Source organism: Pseudomonas sp. PA-5-4B (assembly GCF_021606215.1).
Classification (GTDB): Bacteria; Pseudomonadota; Gammaproteobacteria; order Pseudomonadales; family Pseudomonadaceae; genus Aquipseudomonas; species Aquipseudomonas edaphica.
The window spans coordinates 1-17,456 of record NZ_WKDB01000066.1; the positions used below are offsets into that span (position 1 = coordinate 1).

18 protein-coding genes are annotated in these 17,456 nt (G+C 61.8%); 9 read left to right on the forward strand and 9 right to left on the reverse strand.

Annotated elements, in window-relative coordinates; all coding sequences use genetic code 11:
• The 4 genes from GIW28_RS24725 to hemN all read left to right on the forward strand — a co-directional run.
• On the forward strand, positions 1 to 2,444 hold a 2,444-nt coding region (locus tag GIW28_RS24725; protein WP_236490425.1), incomplete at its 5' end, for a heavy metal translocating P-type ATPase.
• Between the two features lie 22 nt (positions 2,445 to 2,466).
• Entirely contained in the window at positions 2,467 to 2,679 is a 213-nt protein-coding gene (gene ccoS, locus GIW28_RS24730; protein WP_017134806.1) for a cbb3-type cytochrome oxidase assembly protein CcoS, read from the forward strand.
• Positions 2,672 to 3,355: a sulfite exporter TauE/SafE family protein gene (locus tag GIW28_RS24735; RefSeq protein ID WP_017134805.1), complete on the forward strand. Its 684-nt coding sequence runs from the start codon at positions 2,672 to 2,674 to the stop codon at positions 3,353 to 3,355. The genes ccoS and GIW28_RS24735 overlap by 8 nt, the downstream gene beginning before the upstream one ends.
• Before the next feature lie 103 nt (positions 3,356 to 3,458).
• Positions 3,459 to 4,841 (forward strand): oxygen-independent coproporphyrinogen III oxidase, encoded by a 1,383-nt coding sequence (gene hemN / locus GIW28_RS24740; protein WP_236447997.1) that lies wholly within the window; start codon positions 3,459 to 3,461, stop codon positions 4,839 to 4,841.
• Between the two features lie 5 nt (positions 4,842 to 4,846).
• Here hemN and GIW28_RS24745 read toward each other — a convergent pair whose 3' ends face one another.
• Entirely contained in the window at positions 4,847 to 5,332 is a 486-nt protein-coding gene (locus tag GIW28_RS24745; RefSeq protein WP_017134803.1) for a hypothetical protein, read from the reverse strand.
• A 153-nt stretch (positions 5,333 to 5,485) separates the two neighbouring features.
• On the opposite strand from GIW28_RS24745, the gene fnr reads away from it, so the two are divergent.
• A complete protein-coding gene (fnr, locus tag GIW28_RS24750; RefSeq protein WP_056861531.1) occupies positions 5,486 to 6,220 on the forward strand; it encodes a fumarate/nitrate reduction transcriptional regulator Fnr in 735 nt (244 codons plus the stop codon).
• An 81-nt stretch (positions 6,221 to 6,301) separates the two neighbouring features.
• Positions 6,302 to 6,850 carry an adenine phosphoribosyltransferase gene (locus tag GIW28_RS24755; protein ID WP_017134800.1) on the forward strand — a complete coding sequence of 183 codons (549 nt, stop codon included), beginning with the start codon at positions 6,302 to 6,304 and terminating at the stop codon, positions 6,848 to 6,850.
• 115 nt (positions 6,851 to 6,965) lie between these two features.
• On the opposite strand, the gene GIW28_RS24760 is transcribed toward GIW28_RS24755, so the two are convergent.
• From GIW28_RS24760 to dnaX, 5 genes are all read right to left on the reverse strand, one after another.
• Positions 6,966 to 8,114 (reverse strand): acyl-CoA dehydrogenase family protein, encoded by a 1,149-nt coding sequence (locus tag GIW28_RS24760; protein WP_017134799.1) that lies wholly within the window; start codon positions 8,112 to 8,114, stop codon positions 6,966 to 6,968.
• Positions 8,115 to 8,286: 172 nt separating this feature from the next.
• Positions 8,287 to 8,889, reverse strand: a complete 603-nt coding sequence (gene recR / locus GIW28_RS24765) for a recombination mediator RecR (RefSeq protein ID WP_017134798.1) — start codon at positions 8,887 to 8,889, stop codon at positions 8,287 to 8,289.
• Between the two features lie 66 nt (positions 8,890 to 8,955).
• Positions 8,956 to 9,990, reverse strand: coding sequence for an NADP-dependent oxidoreductase (locus GIW28_RS24770; protein ID WP_017134797.1), 1,035 nt, complete (start codon positions 9,988 to 9,990; stop codon positions 8,956 to 8,958).
• Between the two features lie 132 nt (positions 9,991 to 10,122).
• On the reverse strand, positions 10,123 to 10,461 hold the full coding sequence (locus tag GIW28_RS24775) for a YbaB/EbfC family nucleoid-associated protein (RefSeq protein WP_236448091.1): 339 nt from the start codon (positions 10,459 to 10,461) through the stop codon (positions 10,123 to 10,125).
• A 46-nt stretch (positions 10,462 to 10,507) separates the two neighbouring features.
• The gene (gene dnaX / locus GIW28_RS24780; protein WP_236459058.1) at positions 10,508 to 12,598 is read right to left on the reverse strand and encodes a DNA polymerase III subunit gamma/tau; all 2,091 of its coding nucleotides are present in this window, start codon (positions 12,596 to 12,598) and stop codon (positions 10,508 to 10,510) included.
• A gap of 133 nt (positions 12,599 to 12,731) precedes the next feature.
• On the opposite strand from dnaX, the gene GIW28_RS24785 reads away from it, so the two are divergent.
• Together GIW28_RS24785 and GIW28_RS24790 are read left to right on the forward strand one after the other, a co-directional pair.
• The gene (locus GIW28_RS24785; protein WP_236448132.1) at positions 12,732 to 13,508 is read left to right on the forward strand and encodes an amino acid ABC transporter substrate-binding protein; all 777 of its coding nucleotides are present in this window, start codon (positions 12,732 to 12,734) and stop codon (positions 13,506 to 13,508) included.
• Between the two features lie 54 nt (positions 13,509 to 13,562).
• Positions 13,563 to 13,934, forward strand: a complete 372-nt coding sequence (locus tag GIW28_RS24790; RefSeq protein ID WP_017134794.1) for a VOC family protein — start codon at positions 13,563 to 13,565, stop codon at positions 13,932 to 13,934.
• Here the strand turns inward: GIW28_RS24790 and GIW28_RS24795 are convergent.
• The gene (locus tag GIW28_RS24795; RefSeq protein ID WP_236448131.1) at positions 13,848 to 14,807 is read right to left on the reverse strand and encodes a DMT family transporter; all 960 of its coding nucleotides are present in this window, start codon (positions 14,805 to 14,807) and stop codon (positions 13,848 to 13,850) included. The genes GIW28_RS24790 and GIW28_RS24795 overlap by 87 nt on opposite strands.
• Before the next feature lie 102 nt (positions 14,808 to 14,909).
• Here GIW28_RS24795 and GIW28_RS24800 point away from each other — a divergent pair, with 102 nt between their 5' ends.
• Positions 14,910 to 15,773, forward strand: coding sequence for a LysR family transcriptional regulator (locus GIW28_RS24800; protein ID WP_017134792.1), 864 nt, complete (start codon positions 14,910 to 14,912; stop codon positions 15,771 to 15,773).
• Here GIW28_RS24800 and GIW28_RS24805 read toward each other — a convergent pair.
• Both GIW28_RS24805 and GIW28_RS24810 read right to left on the reverse strand, forming a co-directional pair.
• Positions 15,770 to 16,363 carry a hypothetical protein gene (locus tag GIW28_RS24805; protein ID WP_017134791.1) on the reverse strand — a complete coding sequence of 198 codons (594 nt, stop codon included), beginning with the start codon at positions 16,361 to 16,363 and terminating at the stop codon, positions 15,770 to 15,772. The genes GIW28_RS24800 and GIW28_RS24805 overlap by 4 nt on opposite strands.
• 1 nt (position 16,364) lies before the next feature.
• Positions 16,365 to 17,411 (reverse strand): N-acetylmuramidase family protein, encoded by a 1,047-nt coding sequence (locus tag GIW28_RS24810; protein ID WP_017134790.1) that lies wholly within the window; start codon positions 17,409 to 17,411, stop codon positions 16,365 to 16,367.
• Between the last annotated feature and the right edge of the window lie 45 nt (positions 17,412 to 17,456).

The following is a 17,456-nucleotide window of genomic DNA, read 5'->3' on the forward strand; positions in this document are numbered from 1 at the left end:
GCCCAACCCCCTGCTACCACTGCGCCCTGCCCGTCCCACCCGGCAGCCGGTTCACCGCCGAAATCCTCGGCGAGCGCCGCGAACTCTGCTGCCCGGGCTGTCAGGCAGTGGCCGAGGCGATTGTGGCCGGCGGGTTGCAAAGCTATTACCAGCACCGCAGCGAAGCCTCGGCCAACCCCGAGGCGCTGCCGGTGCAACTGGTCGACGAACTGGCGCTGTACGACCGCGCCGACGTGCAAAAACCCTTTGTGCGCCACGAAGGCGATCTGGCCGAAACCACCCTGTTGATGGAAGGCATCAGCTGCGCGGCCTGTGGCTGGCTGATCGAAAAACACTTGCGCAGCCTGCCCGCCGTGGCCGAGGCGCGGCTGAACCTGTCCAACCATCGCCTGCACGTGCGCTGGGCCGATGGGCAATTGCCGTTGAGCCAGGTGCTCAGCGAACTGCGCCATATCGGCTACGCCGCCCACCCTTACCAGGCCGATCGCGCCGCCGAGCAATTGGCCAGCGAAAACCGCCGGGCCTTGCGCCAGCTGGGCGTGGCGGGGTTGTTGTGGTTCCAGGCAATGATGGCGACCATGGCGACCTGGCCGGAATTCAATATTGACCTGAGCCCGGAGTTGCACGTGATCCTGCGCTGGGTGGCGATGTTTCTGACTACGCCCATCGTGTTCTACAGCTGTGCGCCGTTCTTCAAAGGCGCCCTGCGCGACCTGCGCACGCGCCACCTGACCATGGATGTGTCGGTGTCCCTGGCGATTGGCGGCGCGTACCTGGCGGGCATCTGGACCGCCATAACTGGTACTGGCGAGTTGTACTTCGACGCGGTGGGCATGTTCGCGCTGTTCCTGCTCGCCGGGCGCTACCTGGAGCGTCGGGCACGTGAGCGTACGGCCGCCGCCACCGCGCAGTTGGTCAACCTGCTGCCGGCGTCATGCTTACGCCTCAAAAGTGATGGTCAGAGCGAGCGCATCCTGCTCAGCGAACTGGCCGTAGGCGATCGCGTACTGGTGCATCCCGGCGCCGTGCTGCCGGCCGATGGGCTGATTCTTGATGGCCAGTCGAGCATTGACGAGTCCCTGCTCACCGGCGAATACCTGCCGCAGCCGCGCAACGTCGGCGACGCGGTTACCGCCGGCACGCTCAACGTCGAAGGCGCGCTGACCGTCGAGGTGCGCGCCTTGGGGCATGACACCCGCCTGTCTGCCATCGTGCGCCTGCTGGAACGTGCCCAGGCCGAGAAACCGCGCCTGGCGCAAATCGCCGACCGTGCTGCTCAATGGTTTCTGCTGTGCTCGCTGATCGCGGCCGCGCTGATCGGCCTGCTGTGGTGGGAACTGGACGCGTCACGCGCATTCTGGATTGTGCTGGCGATGCTGGTGGCAACCTGCCCTTGCGCGTTGTCGCTGGCGACACCGACCGCCCTCACCGCCGCCACCGGCACATTGCACAAACTCGGGCTGTTACTCACTCGTGGGCACGTGCTGGAAGGCTTGAACCAGATCGACACGGTGATTTTCGACAAGACCGGCACCCTGACCGAAGGCCGCCTGGCCCTGCGTGCCATCCGCCCGTTGGGCACGTTGAACAGCGACGACTGCCTGGGCCTCGCCGCCGCGCTGGAAAACCGCTCCGAGCACCCGATTGCCCGCGCCTTCGGGCGTGCGCCGCTGGCCGCCGAGGAAGTCCTGAGTTTCCCAGGCTTAGGCCTGGAAGGTCGTGTGGGCGAGCATCAATTGCGCATCGGCCAGCCGGGCTTTGTGTGCCAATTAAGCGGCTGCGCGATTCCCGCCTCGCCGGACGAAGCAGGCCAATGGTTGCTGCTGGGCGATCGTGAAGGCGCCCTCGCCTGGTTCGTGCTCGATGACCGCCTGCGCAGCGATGCGCCCGCCCTGCTGGCCGCGTGCAAAGCGCGAGGTTGGCGTACGCTGTTGCTGTCGGGTGACAGCTCGCCGATGGTCGCCAGTGTCGCGCTTGAGTTGGGGATTGACGAGGCCAAGGGCGGCTTGCGCCCCGACGACAAACTGCAGGTGCTGCACCAGTTGCACCAGCAAGGCCGCAAGGTGCTGATGCTTGGCGACGGCGTCAACGATGTGCCTGTGCTCGCCGCCGCCGATATCAGCGTGGCGATGGGCTCAGCCACCGACTTGGCAAAAACCAGTGCCGATGCCGTGCTGCTGTCCAACCGTCTCGACGCGCTGGTGCAGGCGTTTACCCTGGCGCGGCGCACGCGGCGGGTAATCATTGAAAACCTGCTGTGGGCCGGGCTGTACAATGGCCTTATGCTGCCGTTTGCCGCCCTCGGTTGGATCACCCCGATCTGGGCCGCGATCGGCATGTCCCTCAGCTCGTTGACCGTGGTGCTCAACGCCTTGCGCCTGACTCGCCTGCCGAGCACGCAGGCAAACAGTGCCACCTTAGTAACCCGCCCGCTGCCGGCTTGAGCCGCGTGGGCATGGAGTACCGATGCCAGCTCTCTACGTGATGATTCCGGCGGCGCTGCTGTTAGTCGGCGTGGCCATTTACATTTTCTTCTGGGCGGTGGACAGCGGCCAGTACGACGACCTCGACGGCCCGGCCCACAGCGTGCTGTTCGACGACCAGGACCCGAACCACCTGGCGGGCGTCGACGAAGCCAACCGGGCCGAGCAACCGCCCAAAGACCCACCCCATGCTTGAGTTGGCGCCATTGCTGGTCTCGGCCTTGATCCTCGGGCTACTGGGCGGCGGCCATTGCCTGGGCATGTGCGGCGGGCTGATGGGCGCGCTGACGCTGGCAATCCCCAAAGAACAACGCAGCCGCCGTTTTCGCCTGCTGCTCGCCTATAACCTGGGGCGCATCCTCAGCTACGCCGCTGCCGGGTTATTGATCGGCCTGGCCGGCTGGGCGGTGGCCAACAGCCCGGCGGCGATGTTCATGCGCGTGCTCGCCGGGTTGTTGCTGATCAGCATGGGTTTGTACTTGGCCGGTTGGTGGAGCGGCCTCACCCGTATCGAAAGCCTGGGGCGCGGCCTGTGGCGCTACGTACAGCCGGTCGCCAACCGTTTGCTGCCGGTATCCAGCCTGCCACGCGCATTGCTGCTGGGCGCGCTGTGGGGCTGGTTGCCGTGCGGGTTGGTCTACAGCACGCTGTTATGGGCGGCGAGCCAGGGTAATGCGCTGGACAGCGCAATGCTGATGCTCGCCTTTGGGCTTGGAACCTGGCCAGTACTGCTGGCGACTGGCTTGGCGGCGGAACGTGTCACGGCGGTGCTGCGCAAACGCAGCGTGCGTGTGGCCGGTGGCGTGCTGGTTATGCTCTTCGGCGTTTGGACGTTGCCAGGCCCGCATCAACACTGGCTAATGGGCCATTAAATCGCCATGTGGCATAGCGCCGCTCCCCGTTGATGCAAATCAAGATGGTACCTGCGGCGCGCCCCTAGACTCGGCCCACTAGCCAATCCCGGGGACCGCCCGCATGCTCGACGCCATTCGTTGGGACACAGATCTGATTCACCGCTACGACTTGGCGGGGCCGCGCTACACGTCCTACCCCACCGCCGTACAATTCGACAGCCAGGTCGGCACCTTCGACCTGCTCCACGCCCTGCGCGACAGCCGCAAGGCCGTACGGCCCTTGTCGCTGTATGTGCATGTGCCGTTCTGCGCAAACATTTGCTACTACTGCGCCTGCAACAAGGTCATCACCAAGGACCGTGGCCGAGCCCAGGCCTACCTGCAACGCCTGGAGCAGGAAATCCAGTTGGTGGCCTGCCACCTGGACCCGAAACAGCCCGTGGAGCAACTGCACTTCGGCGGCGGCACGCCGACTTTTCTCAGCCACGACGAACTGCGCCAGGTGATGACCCGCCTGCGCCAGCACTTCAATTTGCTCAATGATGATTCCGGCGACTACGGCATCGAGATCGACCCGCGTGAAGCCGACTGGGCGACCATGGGGCTGCTGCGCGAACTGGGCTTTAACCGCGTAAGCATCGGCCTGCAGGACCTTGATCCCGAGGTGCAGCGTGCGGTCAACCGCCTGCAAAGCCTGGAAGAAACCCGTGCGGTGATCGATGCGGCGCGCACCCTGCAATTTCGCTCGATCAATATTGATTTGATCTACGGCCTGCCCAAGCAGACGCCGCTGAATTTTGCGCGCACCGTTGAAGAGGTGATCAACCTGCAACCGGATCGCCTGTCGGTCTTCAACTACGCGCACCTGCCCGAGCGCTTTATGCCGCAGCGGCGCATTAATGCCGACGATTTGCCCTCGCCGGAAGAAAAACTGCTGATGCTGCAAACCACCATCGAGCAGTTGACCCGTGCCGGCTACCGCTACATCGGCATGGACCACTTTGCCCTGCCGGATGACGAACTGGCCGTGGCCCAGGAAGAAGGCACGCTGCAGCGTAACTTCCAGGGCTACACCACCCACGGGCATTGCGATTTGATTGGGCTGGGCGTGTCGGCGATCAGCCAGATCGGCGACCTGTATTGCCAGAACAGCAGCGACCTCAATCACTACCAGAACTCACTGGCCGGCGCGCAACTGGCCACCAGCCGTGGCCTGGTCTGCACCACGGATGATCGTTTGCGCCGGGAAGTGATTCAGCAGTTGATCTGCAATTTCAGCCTGGCATTCGAGCGGATCGAACAGGCTTTCAACATCGATTTTCGCGGCTATTTCGACGAACTCTGGCCACAGCTGGAGACAATGGCCGCCGACGGCCTGATCGAGCTGGATGCACACGGCATTCGCGTATTGCCCGCCGGGCGCTTGCTGGTGCGTTCGGTGTGCATGGTGTTCGATGCCTACCTGGAGCACCAGAACAGGCAGCGATTCTCGCGGGTGATCTAAGGGCTTTATTTCGCCATCAGGCTCATGGCTTCCATCTGAGCTTCAGGCGACTCATCTTTCAGCGATTTGGCCAGTTGTGATTGGGCGGTCATTAAACCGGCCTGTATCGTCGCCACGTCGCCCTGCAAACCCGCCACTTTGGCTTGGCGTGCTTGCGGGGTCAACGTGGTGTCATTCATGACTGCCGAGAGCTGAGCCATCTTTTCGGCAAGCTGCTTTTTCAGCTCGCGGATCATCTTCAGCAACTGTTTGATGTTGTCTTTCAGATTGCTTTCATCAATATCGCTATTGGAGGATTTCTCAGCCGAAGCCATGCCCATCCCCGCGCCGGAAATGACCACCTTCACACCTTCAGCCGCATTAGGTTCAGCGGGCTTGTCCTCGGTGGCGGCCTTGGGCGCGGCGTCTTTATCCCTGGCCGCATCGGCGGCCTTCCAGACCGATACCGTTGCAACGTTGATCGATGGGTTTGAGACAGTGCTGACTGACATGATTTGAGCTCCAGCTCATAGAGAGACACCTGTGTATCGGCACCGATACAAAGAGCTTTATACCGTTGCTGCTTTTTTGTACACGCTGGCCTCAGCCACCCTCGGTGCGTTACCCTTACGTCTTATGTGTGTTTTCCCACAAGGATTTAAGAAATGTCCGAGCCAGTTAAACTGCGCGCTCACAGCCAGGCTCACTGCAAGGATTGCAGCCTGGCCCCCCTCTGCCTGCCACTTTCGTTGAATTTGGAAGACATGGAAGCGCTGGACGAAATCGTTAAACGCGGCCGACCGCTGAAAAAAGGCGAGTTTCTGTTTCGCCAGGGCGACAAATTCGATTCTGTCTATGCAGTTCGCTCCGGCGCATTGAAGACCTTCAGCCTGAGCGACGGCGGCGAAGAGCAGATCACCGGCTTCCACCTGCCCAGCGAACTGGTCGGGCTGTCTGGCATGGACACCGAGATTCACCCGGTGTCGGCCCAGGCCCTGGAGACGACCTCGGTGTGCGAAATCCCCTTCGAACGCCTGGATGAATTGGCCCTGCAGCTGCCGCAACTGCGCCGCCAATTGATGCGCGTGATGAGCCGCGAAATCCGCGACGACCAACAGATGATGTTGCTGCTGTCGAAAAAAACCGCCGACGAGCGCATCGCCACGTTTTTGGTCAACCTGTCGGCACGTTTCCGTGCCCGTGGGTTCTCGGCCAACCAGTTCCGCCTGAGCATGTCGCGCAACGAAATCGGCAATTACCTGGGCCTGGCGGTGGAAACCGTGTCCCGCGTGTTTACCCGTTTCCAGCAAAACGAACTGATTGCCGCCGAAGGCAAGGAAGTGCATATCCTCGACCCGATCCAGCTCTGCGCGCTGGCCGGGGGCTCGCTGGAAGTCTGAAGCGCACGCTTGCGGCCGCGCCAATCGGCAAGGCCGCAGGTATACTTCGAGTCCGTTTTCCGCTCCCAGGACTCTTCGACGATGACCTTCGATTCGTTCGACATCAAATCCCTGATCCGCCCCGTCATCGACTTCCCCAAGCCTGGGGTGATCTTTCGTGACATTACCCCGCTGTTCCAATCGCCCCGCGCCCTGCGCCTGGTGGCCGACAGCTTTGCCCAGCGTTATGTCGAGGCCGACTTTACCCACATCGGCGCGATGGATGCCCGTGGCTTCCTGATCGGTTCGATCATCGCCTACCAATTGAACAAACCACTGATCCTGTTCCGCAAACAGGGCAAGCTGCCCGCTGACGTGCTGGCCGAGGGTTACCAGACCGAATACGGCGAAGCCTTTCTCGAAGTACACGCCGACAGCCTGTGTGACGGCGACTCGGTGCTGATGTTCGATGACCTGATCGCCACCGGCGGCACCTTGATTGCCGCGGCAAACCTGGTGCGACGTATGGGCGCGAAGATCTTCGAAGCGGCGGCGATCATTGATCTGCCGGAGCTGGGTGGTTCGCAACGCCTGCAGGATATGGGCATTCCGACGTTTTGCCTGACGCAGTTTGGGTTGACCGAAGTTTAAAAGTTGCCTGGGCCGACGCTATCGCAGGCAAGCCAGCTCCCACATTTTGATTTGCAAACACAGTCAAAGGTGGGAGCTGGCTCGCCTGCGATAGCGCCTGAAAGAACACCACTAATCACAACCCCATCTGCTTGCTGATGATCTCGTTCATCACCTCACGCGTGCCCCCGCCGATAGACAGAATGCGGTTATCCCGATACAGCCGTTCCACCAGGCTGCCACGCATATACCCCTGCCCACCCAGTATCTGCACCGCGTCATAGGTCACCCGATCCGCGGTATCAGTGGCCAGGTTCTTGGCCATGGAAATCTCCTTGATCACACTCTTGCCGGCCGCCATCTTCGCCGCCTGGCGGTAGGTGAACTCGCGGGAGACTTCCACTGCGGTGGCCATTTCCGCCAGCCGATGCTTGAGCACCTGGAATTTGCCGATAGGTTTGCCGAAGGCTTCGCGCTGGCTCGCCCACTTGAGGCTTTCTTCAAGGGCGAGCTGCGCGGTCATGTTCGCCATCAGCGCCAGCGCCAGGCGCTCGCTCTGGAAATTGCCCATGATGCAGGCAAAGCCAATGTTCTCGACGCCGATCAAGTTGCCTACCGGCACGCGGCAATCGTCGAAGAACAACTCAGCCGTGTCCGACGCCCACCAGCCCATTTTCTTCAACGGTTGGCCGACTGTGAAACCTGGCGTGTGCTTTTCGATCAGCAACAGGCTGATGCCGCCGAAGCCCGGCCCGCCGGTGCGTACGGCTACCGTATAGAAGTCGGCGCGGATGCCGCTGGTGATAAACGTTTTGCTGCCGCTGACGCGGTAACAGTCGCCATCGCGAATGGCGCGGGTTTGCAGGTTGGCTACATCGGAGCCGCCACCGGGCTCGGTGACGGCCAGGGCGATGATCTTCTCACCGGTCAGCACTTGAGGCGCAACGCGCTCACGCACCTCGGGGCGCGCCCATTTGACTACCGGCGGCAAGCCGATATCCAGCGAACCCAGGCCCGCGACCACGCCACCCGAACCGCAACGCATCAACTCTTCGCTGGCGGCGACCTTGGCGAACAGGTCGCCTTCATGGCTGCCGCCCAGGCTTTCGGGGTAGCCGATGCCCAGGATCCCCGCCGCGCCCGCCTTGAGGTACAGCTCACGAGGAAAGCTCTCGCCCTCCTCCCATTGCTCGATGCCCGGCAACATCTCGCGCTCGACGAAACGGCGCACGCTGTCGCGGACCAATTGGTGGCTGGGGTCGAAGTAGTCCTGATAGGCAGACATCGGCAAGCTCCACGGTGAGGTGGAGAGAACTTACCAAGCGCTTGCTTGGTTATCAAGATATCCCTGACAACACAAAACCACTGTGGGAGCTGGCTTGCCTGCGATAGCGGAGTGTCAGGCGACATCAATGTCACTGATCCACCGTTATCGCAGGCAAGCCAGCTCCCACATTTTAGAGCGCGATCGGCTTGCGACCGGCGAACGAATGCGCCAACGTGCCGCCATCCACCAATTCCAGCTCGCCACCCAACGGCACGCCATGGGCGATACGCGAGGTGATCAAGCCTTTGTTGGTCAGCAATTGGGCGATGTAATGCGCCGTCGCCTCGCCTTCCACCGTCGGGTTGGTTGCCAGGATCACCTCGGTAAACGTGCCCTGCTCTTCAATGCGCGTCACCAGTTGCGGAATGCCAATGGCTTCCGGCCCCAGGCCGTCCAGCGGCGAAAGATGCCCCTTGAGCACAAAGTAGCGCCCGCGATAGCCGGTCTGCTCGACGGCGTACACGTCCATCGGCCCTTCAACAACGCACAGTAAAGTGTCGTCGCGACGTGGGTCGGCGCATTGCGGGCACAGGTCTTCTTCGGTCAGGGTGCGGCACTGGCGGCAGTGGCCCACGCCGGTCATGGCCTGGCTCAAGGCCTGGGCCAACCGCGTGCCGCCGCTGCGATCACGCTCCAGCAGTTGCAGCGCCATACGCTGGGCGGTTTTCTGGCCCACACCCGGCAAAGTGCGCAGGGCGTCGATCAGTTGGCGAATCAGGGGGCTGAAGCTCATGGGCGAAGGGTCCGACAAAACAACGAGACGCGGTTTATACCCGCGCCTCGGATTAGCGTCAAATGCTCAATCCTGTGCGACGCGCACCACCAACTTGCCGAAGTTGCGCCCCTCGAGCAAACCGATAAAGGCTTCGGGTGCCTGTTCCAGGCCATCGACCACGTCTTCGCGGAACTTGATCTTGCCGTCGCGCACCCACGGCGCCATGGCGCTGAGGAATTCGGGCTGGCGATCGCCATAATCGTCGAACACGATAAAACCCTGGATGCGCACGCGCTTGGTCAACAAGGTACGTTGCAGTGCCGGCAGCCGATCAGGACCGCTGGGGGCTTCATGGGCGTTGTAACCGGCGATCAGGCCGCACAGCGGAATGCGTGCCTTGGGGTTGAGCAGCGGCAGCACGGCGTCGAAGACTTTGCCGCCGACGTTTTCAAAGTAGATATCCACGCCTTTGAAACAGGCCAACGCCAGCTCATGGGCAAAATCGGCGCTCTTGTGGTCGATACAGGCGTCAAAGCCCAGCTCATCGACCACGTAGCGGCACTTGTCCGCGCCGCCGGCAATACCCACCACGCGCAAACCCTTGAGCTTGGCCACCTGCCCGACCACCGAACCCACCGCGCCGGAGGCAGCCGCCACCACCAGGGTTTCGCCGGCCTTGGGCTGGCCGATATCCATCAGGCCCATGTACGCGGTCATGCCAGGCATACCCAATACACCCAGCGCCATCGAGGGGCTGGCCAGGCCTTTGGGCAGCGGGATCAGGTTGTTTCCGTCTGAGATGCTATGGCTCTGCCAGCCGGTGGAACCCACCACAAGATCACCCGCTGCGAATTTCGGGTTACGCGATTGCTCGATACGGCTGACAGCACCACCGGTCATCACTTCGTCGATTTCCACCGGAGCTGCGTAGGACGGCGCGTCACTCATGCGCCCACGCATGTAGGGATCGAGGGACAGGTACAGGGTTTTGAGCAGCACCTGGCCATCTGCCAATTCCGGCAGGTTCACGCGTTCCAGGCGAAAGTTTTCCGGTGTCGGCGCGCCTTGCGGGCGCGAGACCAGGACAATGCGCTGGTTAAGAATGGGTTCTTGAGGCATGAGGGGCTCCTTTAACGAATCTTTCGGTATAGGGTGCAGACCCTGCTTGCCATGCCAGGGTTCGATCGGATTAGCACAAACAAAAATGCCAGGCGCGATGCCTGGCATTTGAGTCTAGCTAACGCTGCACGATCAAAACGGCAGTTTCATGCCCGGCGGCAGTTGCATGCCAGCGGTCACGCCACCCATTTTTTCCTGGCTGTTGGCTTCGATCTTGCGCACGGCGTCGTTGACGGCCGCGGCGAACAGCGCTTCGAGCATTTCCAGGTCATCTTCGCCGACGCCAGGCAATACGCTTGAGTCGATGCTCACGCGCTTGATGTCGTGACGACCGGTCATCACCACGCTGACCATATCGCCACCGGCTTTACCGGTGACTTCGGCGTTGGCCAGTTCTTCCTGCATCTTGGCCATCTTTTCCTGCATCTGCTGCGCCTGCTTCATCAGGCCGGCCATGCCACCTTTCATCATGGGAATCACCTCAAAGTACGTGGATCAATCAATTAGTAGCCCGGTTTTATGACGCTTGGGGCACCGGGGCTTCGACAGGTTCAATAGTATCGTGACGCACCACCGCACCGAACTGTTGCATCAACTGTTGGATGAGCGGATCGCCATGGATCGAGTCTTCAGCCTCGCGCTGACGGTTGATGCGCTTACGGGTCGCCGCCTGGGCCGGGGTTTCCTGCTCAGGCTTGATCAGTTCGATGGCGATGGTCAACGTGCGTTCATGGTACTGGTTGAGCGCATCGTTGAGTCGGCGTTGCTGAGTGGCGTTGAACAAGGCGCTGTGGGCCGGGTCCAGGTGCAACAGCCAGTGGTCGCCCTCGATGGAGATCAAGGTGCAGTTGGCGGCGATGCTGCCGGTCATGCCGGAGATCGGCAATTTCGGAAACAACTCCAACCATTGCAACGCCAGGCCAGTGGCCGGGGCCGCAGCGGGTTCCGCTTCGGGCTCGGGGGCCGGTTCGGCGGTGTGCTCGCTGGCCAGGTCGTCCAGGTAGCTGTAGGCCGAGTCCATGTCCGGCTCGATGTAATCTTCGTCCAGCGGCGGCTCGTCATCGAGGTCGATACCCGGCGTAGCGGCGTCCACCTGCGCAACGGTCGGCTCGGGGACCGGCGCCGACACCCATTCCGGCGCGTCCGGCACCGCACTGTCCGGAGTCGGCGTGGGCATCGGCGTCAGCTCGGGCTGCTCGCCGGTGGTTTCCAGCACGGGCTCCACAGCAGGCACTTGCTCGACTTCAGGTTCAGGCTCAGGCTCAGCTTCTGCGTCGACCGGATCGTTCCAAGGCAGGTCAACCACCGGCGCGGGAGCAGGTTCAGGCTCAACCACGGGCGCAGGTTCGACCACTGGCGCGGCAACCGCAGGCTCGGGAGCTGGCGCAGGTGCAGCCGGCGCAGGTTCAGGTGCAGCAACTACTGGCGCGGCTACCGCCGCGCCAGCCACTGGTTTGGCGGAATCAACTGTGGCCTGGCTGATCCCCACTGGCTTTAGCGGCTGTCTCGGTGCATCTGCCGAGTCAGCGGGCCGGAAGGCCAGCATCCGCAGCAAGACCATTTCAAAGCCGCCACGCGGGTCTGGCGCCAAGGGCAAATCCCGGCGGCCGATCAGGCCCATCTGGTAGTAGAACTGCACATCTTCGGCTGGCAACGCCTGGGCCAGCGCCAATACGCGGTCGCGGTCGCCATGGCCGTTGTCGACACCTTCGGGCAACGCCTGGGCGATGGCCACGCGGTGCAGCACATTGAGGATTTCCGAGAGTACGCCGTTCCAGTCCGGGCCTTGCTCCGACAAGTGGCGCACGGCTTCGAGCAACGCCTTGGCGTCACCTTCGATCAGCGCGTGCAACACGTCGAACACCTGGCCGTGGTCCAGCGTGCCGAGCATGGCGCGTACATCCGCGGCCATGACCTTGCCTTCACCGAAGGCGATGGCCTGGTCGGTGAGGCTCATGGCGTCACGCATCGAACCATCGGCGGCGCGGCCGAGCAGCCACAACGCATCGTCTTCGAACGGCACGTTCTCGACGCCGAGCACATGGGTCAAATGCTCGACCACGCGCTCGGGCGTCATGTTTTTCAGGGAGAACTGCAGGCACCGCGACAAAATCGTTGCAGGAAGTTTCTGCGGGTCGGTGGTGGCCAGGATGAACTTAACGTAGGGCGGCGGCTCTTCCAGGGTTTTCAACAGGGCGTTGAAGGAATGGCTGGAGAGCATGTGCACTTCGTCGATCAGGTAGACCTTGAAGCGCCCACGGCTCGGCGCGTACTGCACGTTGTCGAGCAGCTCGCGGGTGTCTTCGACCTTGGTGCGGCTCGCGGCGTCGATCTCGATCAGGTCGACAAAACGCCCTTCGTCGATCTCGCGGCATACCGAACATGTGCCACAAGGCGTCGACGTGATGCCGGTTTCACAGTTCAGGCACTTGGCAATAATGCGCGCGATAGTGGTCTTGCCGACCCCGCGAGTACCGGTGAACAGGTAGGCGTGGTGCAGCCGTTGGCTGTCCAAGGCATTGATCAGAGCCTTGAGCACATGGGTCTGGCCGACCATTTCGCGGAACGAGCGCGGGCGCCATTTACGTGCAAGAACCTGATAACTCATCGAAAACCGTCGCAACTGGGAAGCGGAAGCCGGTAATGCTAGCGGAGCAAGGGGGAAATTGCATCCGGCACGCTCGTCTAATCTGACTAAGCTTGCCTGACTGGCCCCACAAAGGCCTGAACCCGGAGAGTGTATGCGTGTAGTCTTGGGCGCTTTATGGATGATTTCCGTTGCTTGTCTGGCGGCGCCCGCACCGTTGCGTTTTTCGGTTTCCGACAGCTGGGCAATGCCCATGGCACAGATAGAGGGTGACCAGCCCATACAGGGCATTTTGTATGACTTGATGTTGAGCCTGGCCACCCAGGTCGGGCGGCCAGCCGAGTTCCACGTGCTGGCCCGGGCGCGACTCGCCGGTGCCATGGCACGCGCAGAGGTCGATGTGCGCTGCTATGTCGCCCAGGATTGGCTCGGCGAATTGTCCGGCGACTACAGCTGGAGCGTACCCTTGATGGTGCAGCGCAATGTGTTGGCCAGTGTCCACGCACCGCCCGTTCAGGTGGCCAGGTTGGCACCGCAGGCCATTGGCACGGTGCTCAACTACCGCTATGTCGTCCTCGAACCGCTGTTCGCCAGTGGCCAATTGACCCGCGACGATTCGCGCAGCGAGGAGTTGGTGCTGCACAAGCTGGTGGCCGCGCGTTTCGAATACGCCGTGATCAACGAATGGACCCTGGACCGTTTCAACCTGAAAGTGGCCCCAAGCCTGCGGCTGCACAACGTCGCGGTGATCGACGAACAAAACCTGGGCTGCATCGTGCGCAATGACCCGAGCGTGCCGGTGCAACGGATCTTGCGCACGCTGCTGCGGATGAAAATGTCGGGCGAGATCGATGACCTGATCAAACTGTACACCGGGGAGAACGCGCGACCGCTGCGCACTCCTGACAAGAACGCTCCTGACAAGAACTGACAGGGCCGTCCCCTAGACTGGGCTCACTTAACCGCCCGTAATCAAGGAGCCTGCATGCACACCGTCGCCCATTACTTCCTGCTCTACGTCGACAGCCCGGCCACCAGCGCCAACTTCTATAGCCGCCTGCTGGGCAAGCCACCGGTGGAGCTGAACCCGACGTTCGCCCTGTTCATTCTCGACAACGGCGTCAAGCTGGGGCTGTGGTCGCGCCACACCGTAGAGCCTGCGGCTCAGTTTACCGGCGGAGGCGGTGAGGTAGGTTTTTCGCTGGGGGACCCAGCCGCCGTAGACGCCCTTTACGCTCAATGGGTAGAGCGCGGCGCGACCATCATTCAGTCACCGACCCACCTTGACTTCGGCTACACCTTTGTCGCCGAGGACCTCGACGGCCACCGCCTGCGCGCGTTCAGCCTGAGCGATTGAGCGCCAGCGCCCTTCAAGGCTGATGGCGGCGACACTGGCCAGCACGATCACCGCGCCCAATATCACTTGCAGGGCAACGTGCTCGCCCAGCAGCGTCGCCGCCATCAGCATGGCCACCGGCGGAATCAGGTACATCGCCACCGAGGCGCGGCTGACGTCCACGTGCTTGAGCACATAGCCCCAGGCCAGGTAGGCCAGGGCGCTGGGGAAAATCCCCAATACCAGCACCGACAGATTCTCCGGCATTGGCGCCTGGGCCACCGCAGCCGGCAAGCCCGGCAGGTTCACGCACAGCATCAAGGTGCCCGCCCACACCATGTAACACGCCATGGTCAGCGGGCTGTAGCGATGGGCGTAGTGTTTCTGGATGACGAAATACACGCTCCACGACACGGCTGCCAGCAAGATCAGCAAGCCGCGCGGGTCGATATCACCGACGCCATGATCACCCCAGATCACCACCAGCACACCCAGCAAGCCGAGCAAGACGCAGCCCCAACGCCAGAGGCTGACCCGTTCCTTCAAACAGAAAAACGCGATCACCACACTGAACAGCGGCACCGACTGCGCCAGTACACTCGATGCCGCCGCCGTCACCCACTGTTGCCCGTAGTTGAGGCTGGTGTGGTGCAGGAACACGCCGAAAAAACCCAACACCAGCAACCACGGCAGATCCCGCACACGCGGGCGGCCGATGCCTACCGCCAGGGCGATGCCGCCCATGAACACCGAGGCGATCAGAAACCTCAGCAACGCCAACTGGCCAGGGCTGTAGCTGTGCAGCCCCATGTGCACGCCAATCGGCGAATAGGCCCAACAGAGAATCACGCCAGCGATGACTAGCGTAAGCTTTACGGGTGACGGGGCATTCATCGACGGCATCCAGATACTGAGAAGGAATACCGTCAGTCTTGAGCCGCGCAAGGCGCAGGACAATTAAGCGTTTCTGACTTCTGAAATCATTGGAACTGAGCAATGGAACTGGCCCAACTGAAAATGGTGCGCGCCGTGGCACAAACCGGCAGCGTGGCCCAGGCCGCGCTGCAACTGCACTGCGTGCCGTCCAACATCACCACGCGCATCAAGCAGCTGGAAAGCGAGTTGGGCACACCGCTGTTTATTCGCGCAGGCCGTGGGTTGGCCATCAGTGCCGCCGGGGAAATCTTCCTCGATTACTGCGAGCGCATCCTGGCCCTGGTGGATGAGTCCAAACGCGCAGTGGATGCCAACGCCATCCCGCGCGGCACGCTGCGCATCGGTGCGGTGGAATCCAGCGCCAGCGGCCGCCTGCCGCCGCTGCTGGCCGAATACCACCGGCGCTACCCGGACGTCAGCCTGGAACTGGTCACCGGCGCCTGGGCGCAACTGCTCGACGACCTGCAACACCATCGCCTCGATGTGGCGCTGGTGGCCTCGGGCGGCAAGCGCGCCAAGCTCGAACACAGTGTGGTCTACAGCGAACGCCTGGTGCTGATCGCCAGCGCCTCCAGCGCGCCGATCAACAGTGCCGAAGACTTGGCAGGCCGCACCTTGCTGGTGTGGCCGCCCGGTTGTCCGTATCGCGCGGCGCTGGAGAACTGGATCAAACCGCACGCCTTCAAACCAAGCATCGCCAGCTATGCCAGTTGGGGCACCATCATTGGTTGCGTCAGTGCAGGGATTGGCGTGGCGTTGGCGCCGGAAGGCATCCTGGCCCGCTACGAGCAGGCCAATCAACTGGCCTCCTACCGGTTCGAGGAGTTGCAGGCCGTGGACAACCTGCTGTTCTGGCACACGGACACCCAGCGCCACCTGGCGCGGGATGCGTTTGCCGGGCTGCTGCGGGAGACGTTTGGCTAGTTGGCTTGCGGCGCCGCCAAGCGTGCGTACTGGTCCTGGCTGATCCAACCGGTGTAGGTATGGTCTTTGGCATTGGTGAACTCGACCTTGGCCCAGCCGTCCTTGAACGCCAGCACGCCGACCACATCGTCCTTGACGATATACGCGCGTTTGGCCGCTTCAGCGCCTGGTTTTTTCAGCAGGTAAGCCTTGTCGGCCGTCACGGTCACCAGGCCGATCCATTGCTTGCTGGCCGTTTGGGCCAGGTCCAGGCCGGTGGCGATTTCCGGCATCAGCACGCTGATGCAACCGGGATGCTCGCGCCCCTGCTCCACCGTCAAGGTCACGCCGTCGGAGGACGCTGCGACGCTGCCGGGGTAGGCCTTGTCTAGCCAGGTGGTGAGCGCTTCAGGCTGGCCTTGCAGGTAAAACGTGCAGCTGCGGGTCACACCCTCGCCCAGCTCTTCTGCGTAGTAGCCTTCAACCTGATGCTCAGGGGTGACCGCCAGCATCAGTCCCTCGTATTTGCCAGAATGCAGCTCAGCGGCACCTGCCAACGCGGGCACCAAGGCGCACAACGACAACACACTCATCGCTAGAAAACGGCTCATCTTATTTCTTCCCTTCCAATGCTTCGTAGGCCTTTTTGATACGGCTGTCGTAGTCACCGTAATCCTTGCCGTTATAGTTACGCGCCATGGCCACGTAGTCTTTATCTTTCATGGCCTTGATCAGGGCCGGGCTCTGGCTGCAAAAACCAATAAACGCTTTTAATTGGTTACCGGCATTGACCTTCAGGGCGGCAGCAAATTCAAACACCGTCTTGTAACCGCAGGAGGTGTAGTTGAACCCCATTATTTGAAACATGCCCCAGGACGCCGACATCAATGCCGCCTCCTGGTCCAGCGCAAACGCTGTGGCCATGGTCTCCCAGGCTTTGGTCTGGTCCTTGTTATTGACCTGCCACTGCGGCCCGGCCTTTCTCACGTAGATATAAGACAGCAGCGGGTGCGCCTGATCGTAGATGTGCTTGGTGTACTTGCGAAACAAGTGGCCTTCAAAGGCAATCACCGGCAACTTGGCCGGCCCGAACCCGGAACGCCCGCCGGATTCGACCGTGGCGAAAGCCTTGATGATATTCACCGAAATGCCGCTGCCCAACTGGGTGGCAGCGCTTTGAAAGTCGGTATCGGTCAGCGTCATGCCACCATCGCACGTGGCCTGGAGCATCAACTGGCGGTTACGCCGCTCGGCCTCGATGGTCGCGCGCATGCGCTCCAGGTACACATTGACCGTGGCCTGTACCGCATCGCCGCCGTTATTGCCAAACGCGTTGAGAAAGCTCGGAATGCGCATCGTCGGAAACGCCTTCACCGGCACTTTGACCGCCTCTTCTATCAGGCTATTGAAGGTTCGGCCGGTCGGGTCGATCACGCCATCAGGATGCGCATACTTGAGGTGCCGGAACTGATACTGGCTGATGCACTGCACCAATTGCCCATCGCACTTACCGTTTTCGGCCAGCGCAAAACCCATCTTGGGAATGATCAGATTAAATAGATACTGGATGCACTGAACATCGGCAGGCAAGTTGCGCGCTTTACCCGGCGCGCCCACTGAAGCACTGATAAGACGGGGCAACCCTTGCAGGCTTTTCATCATGGACATCCTTGTTAGTTCAAGAAGTGATAGCACTTCAATATC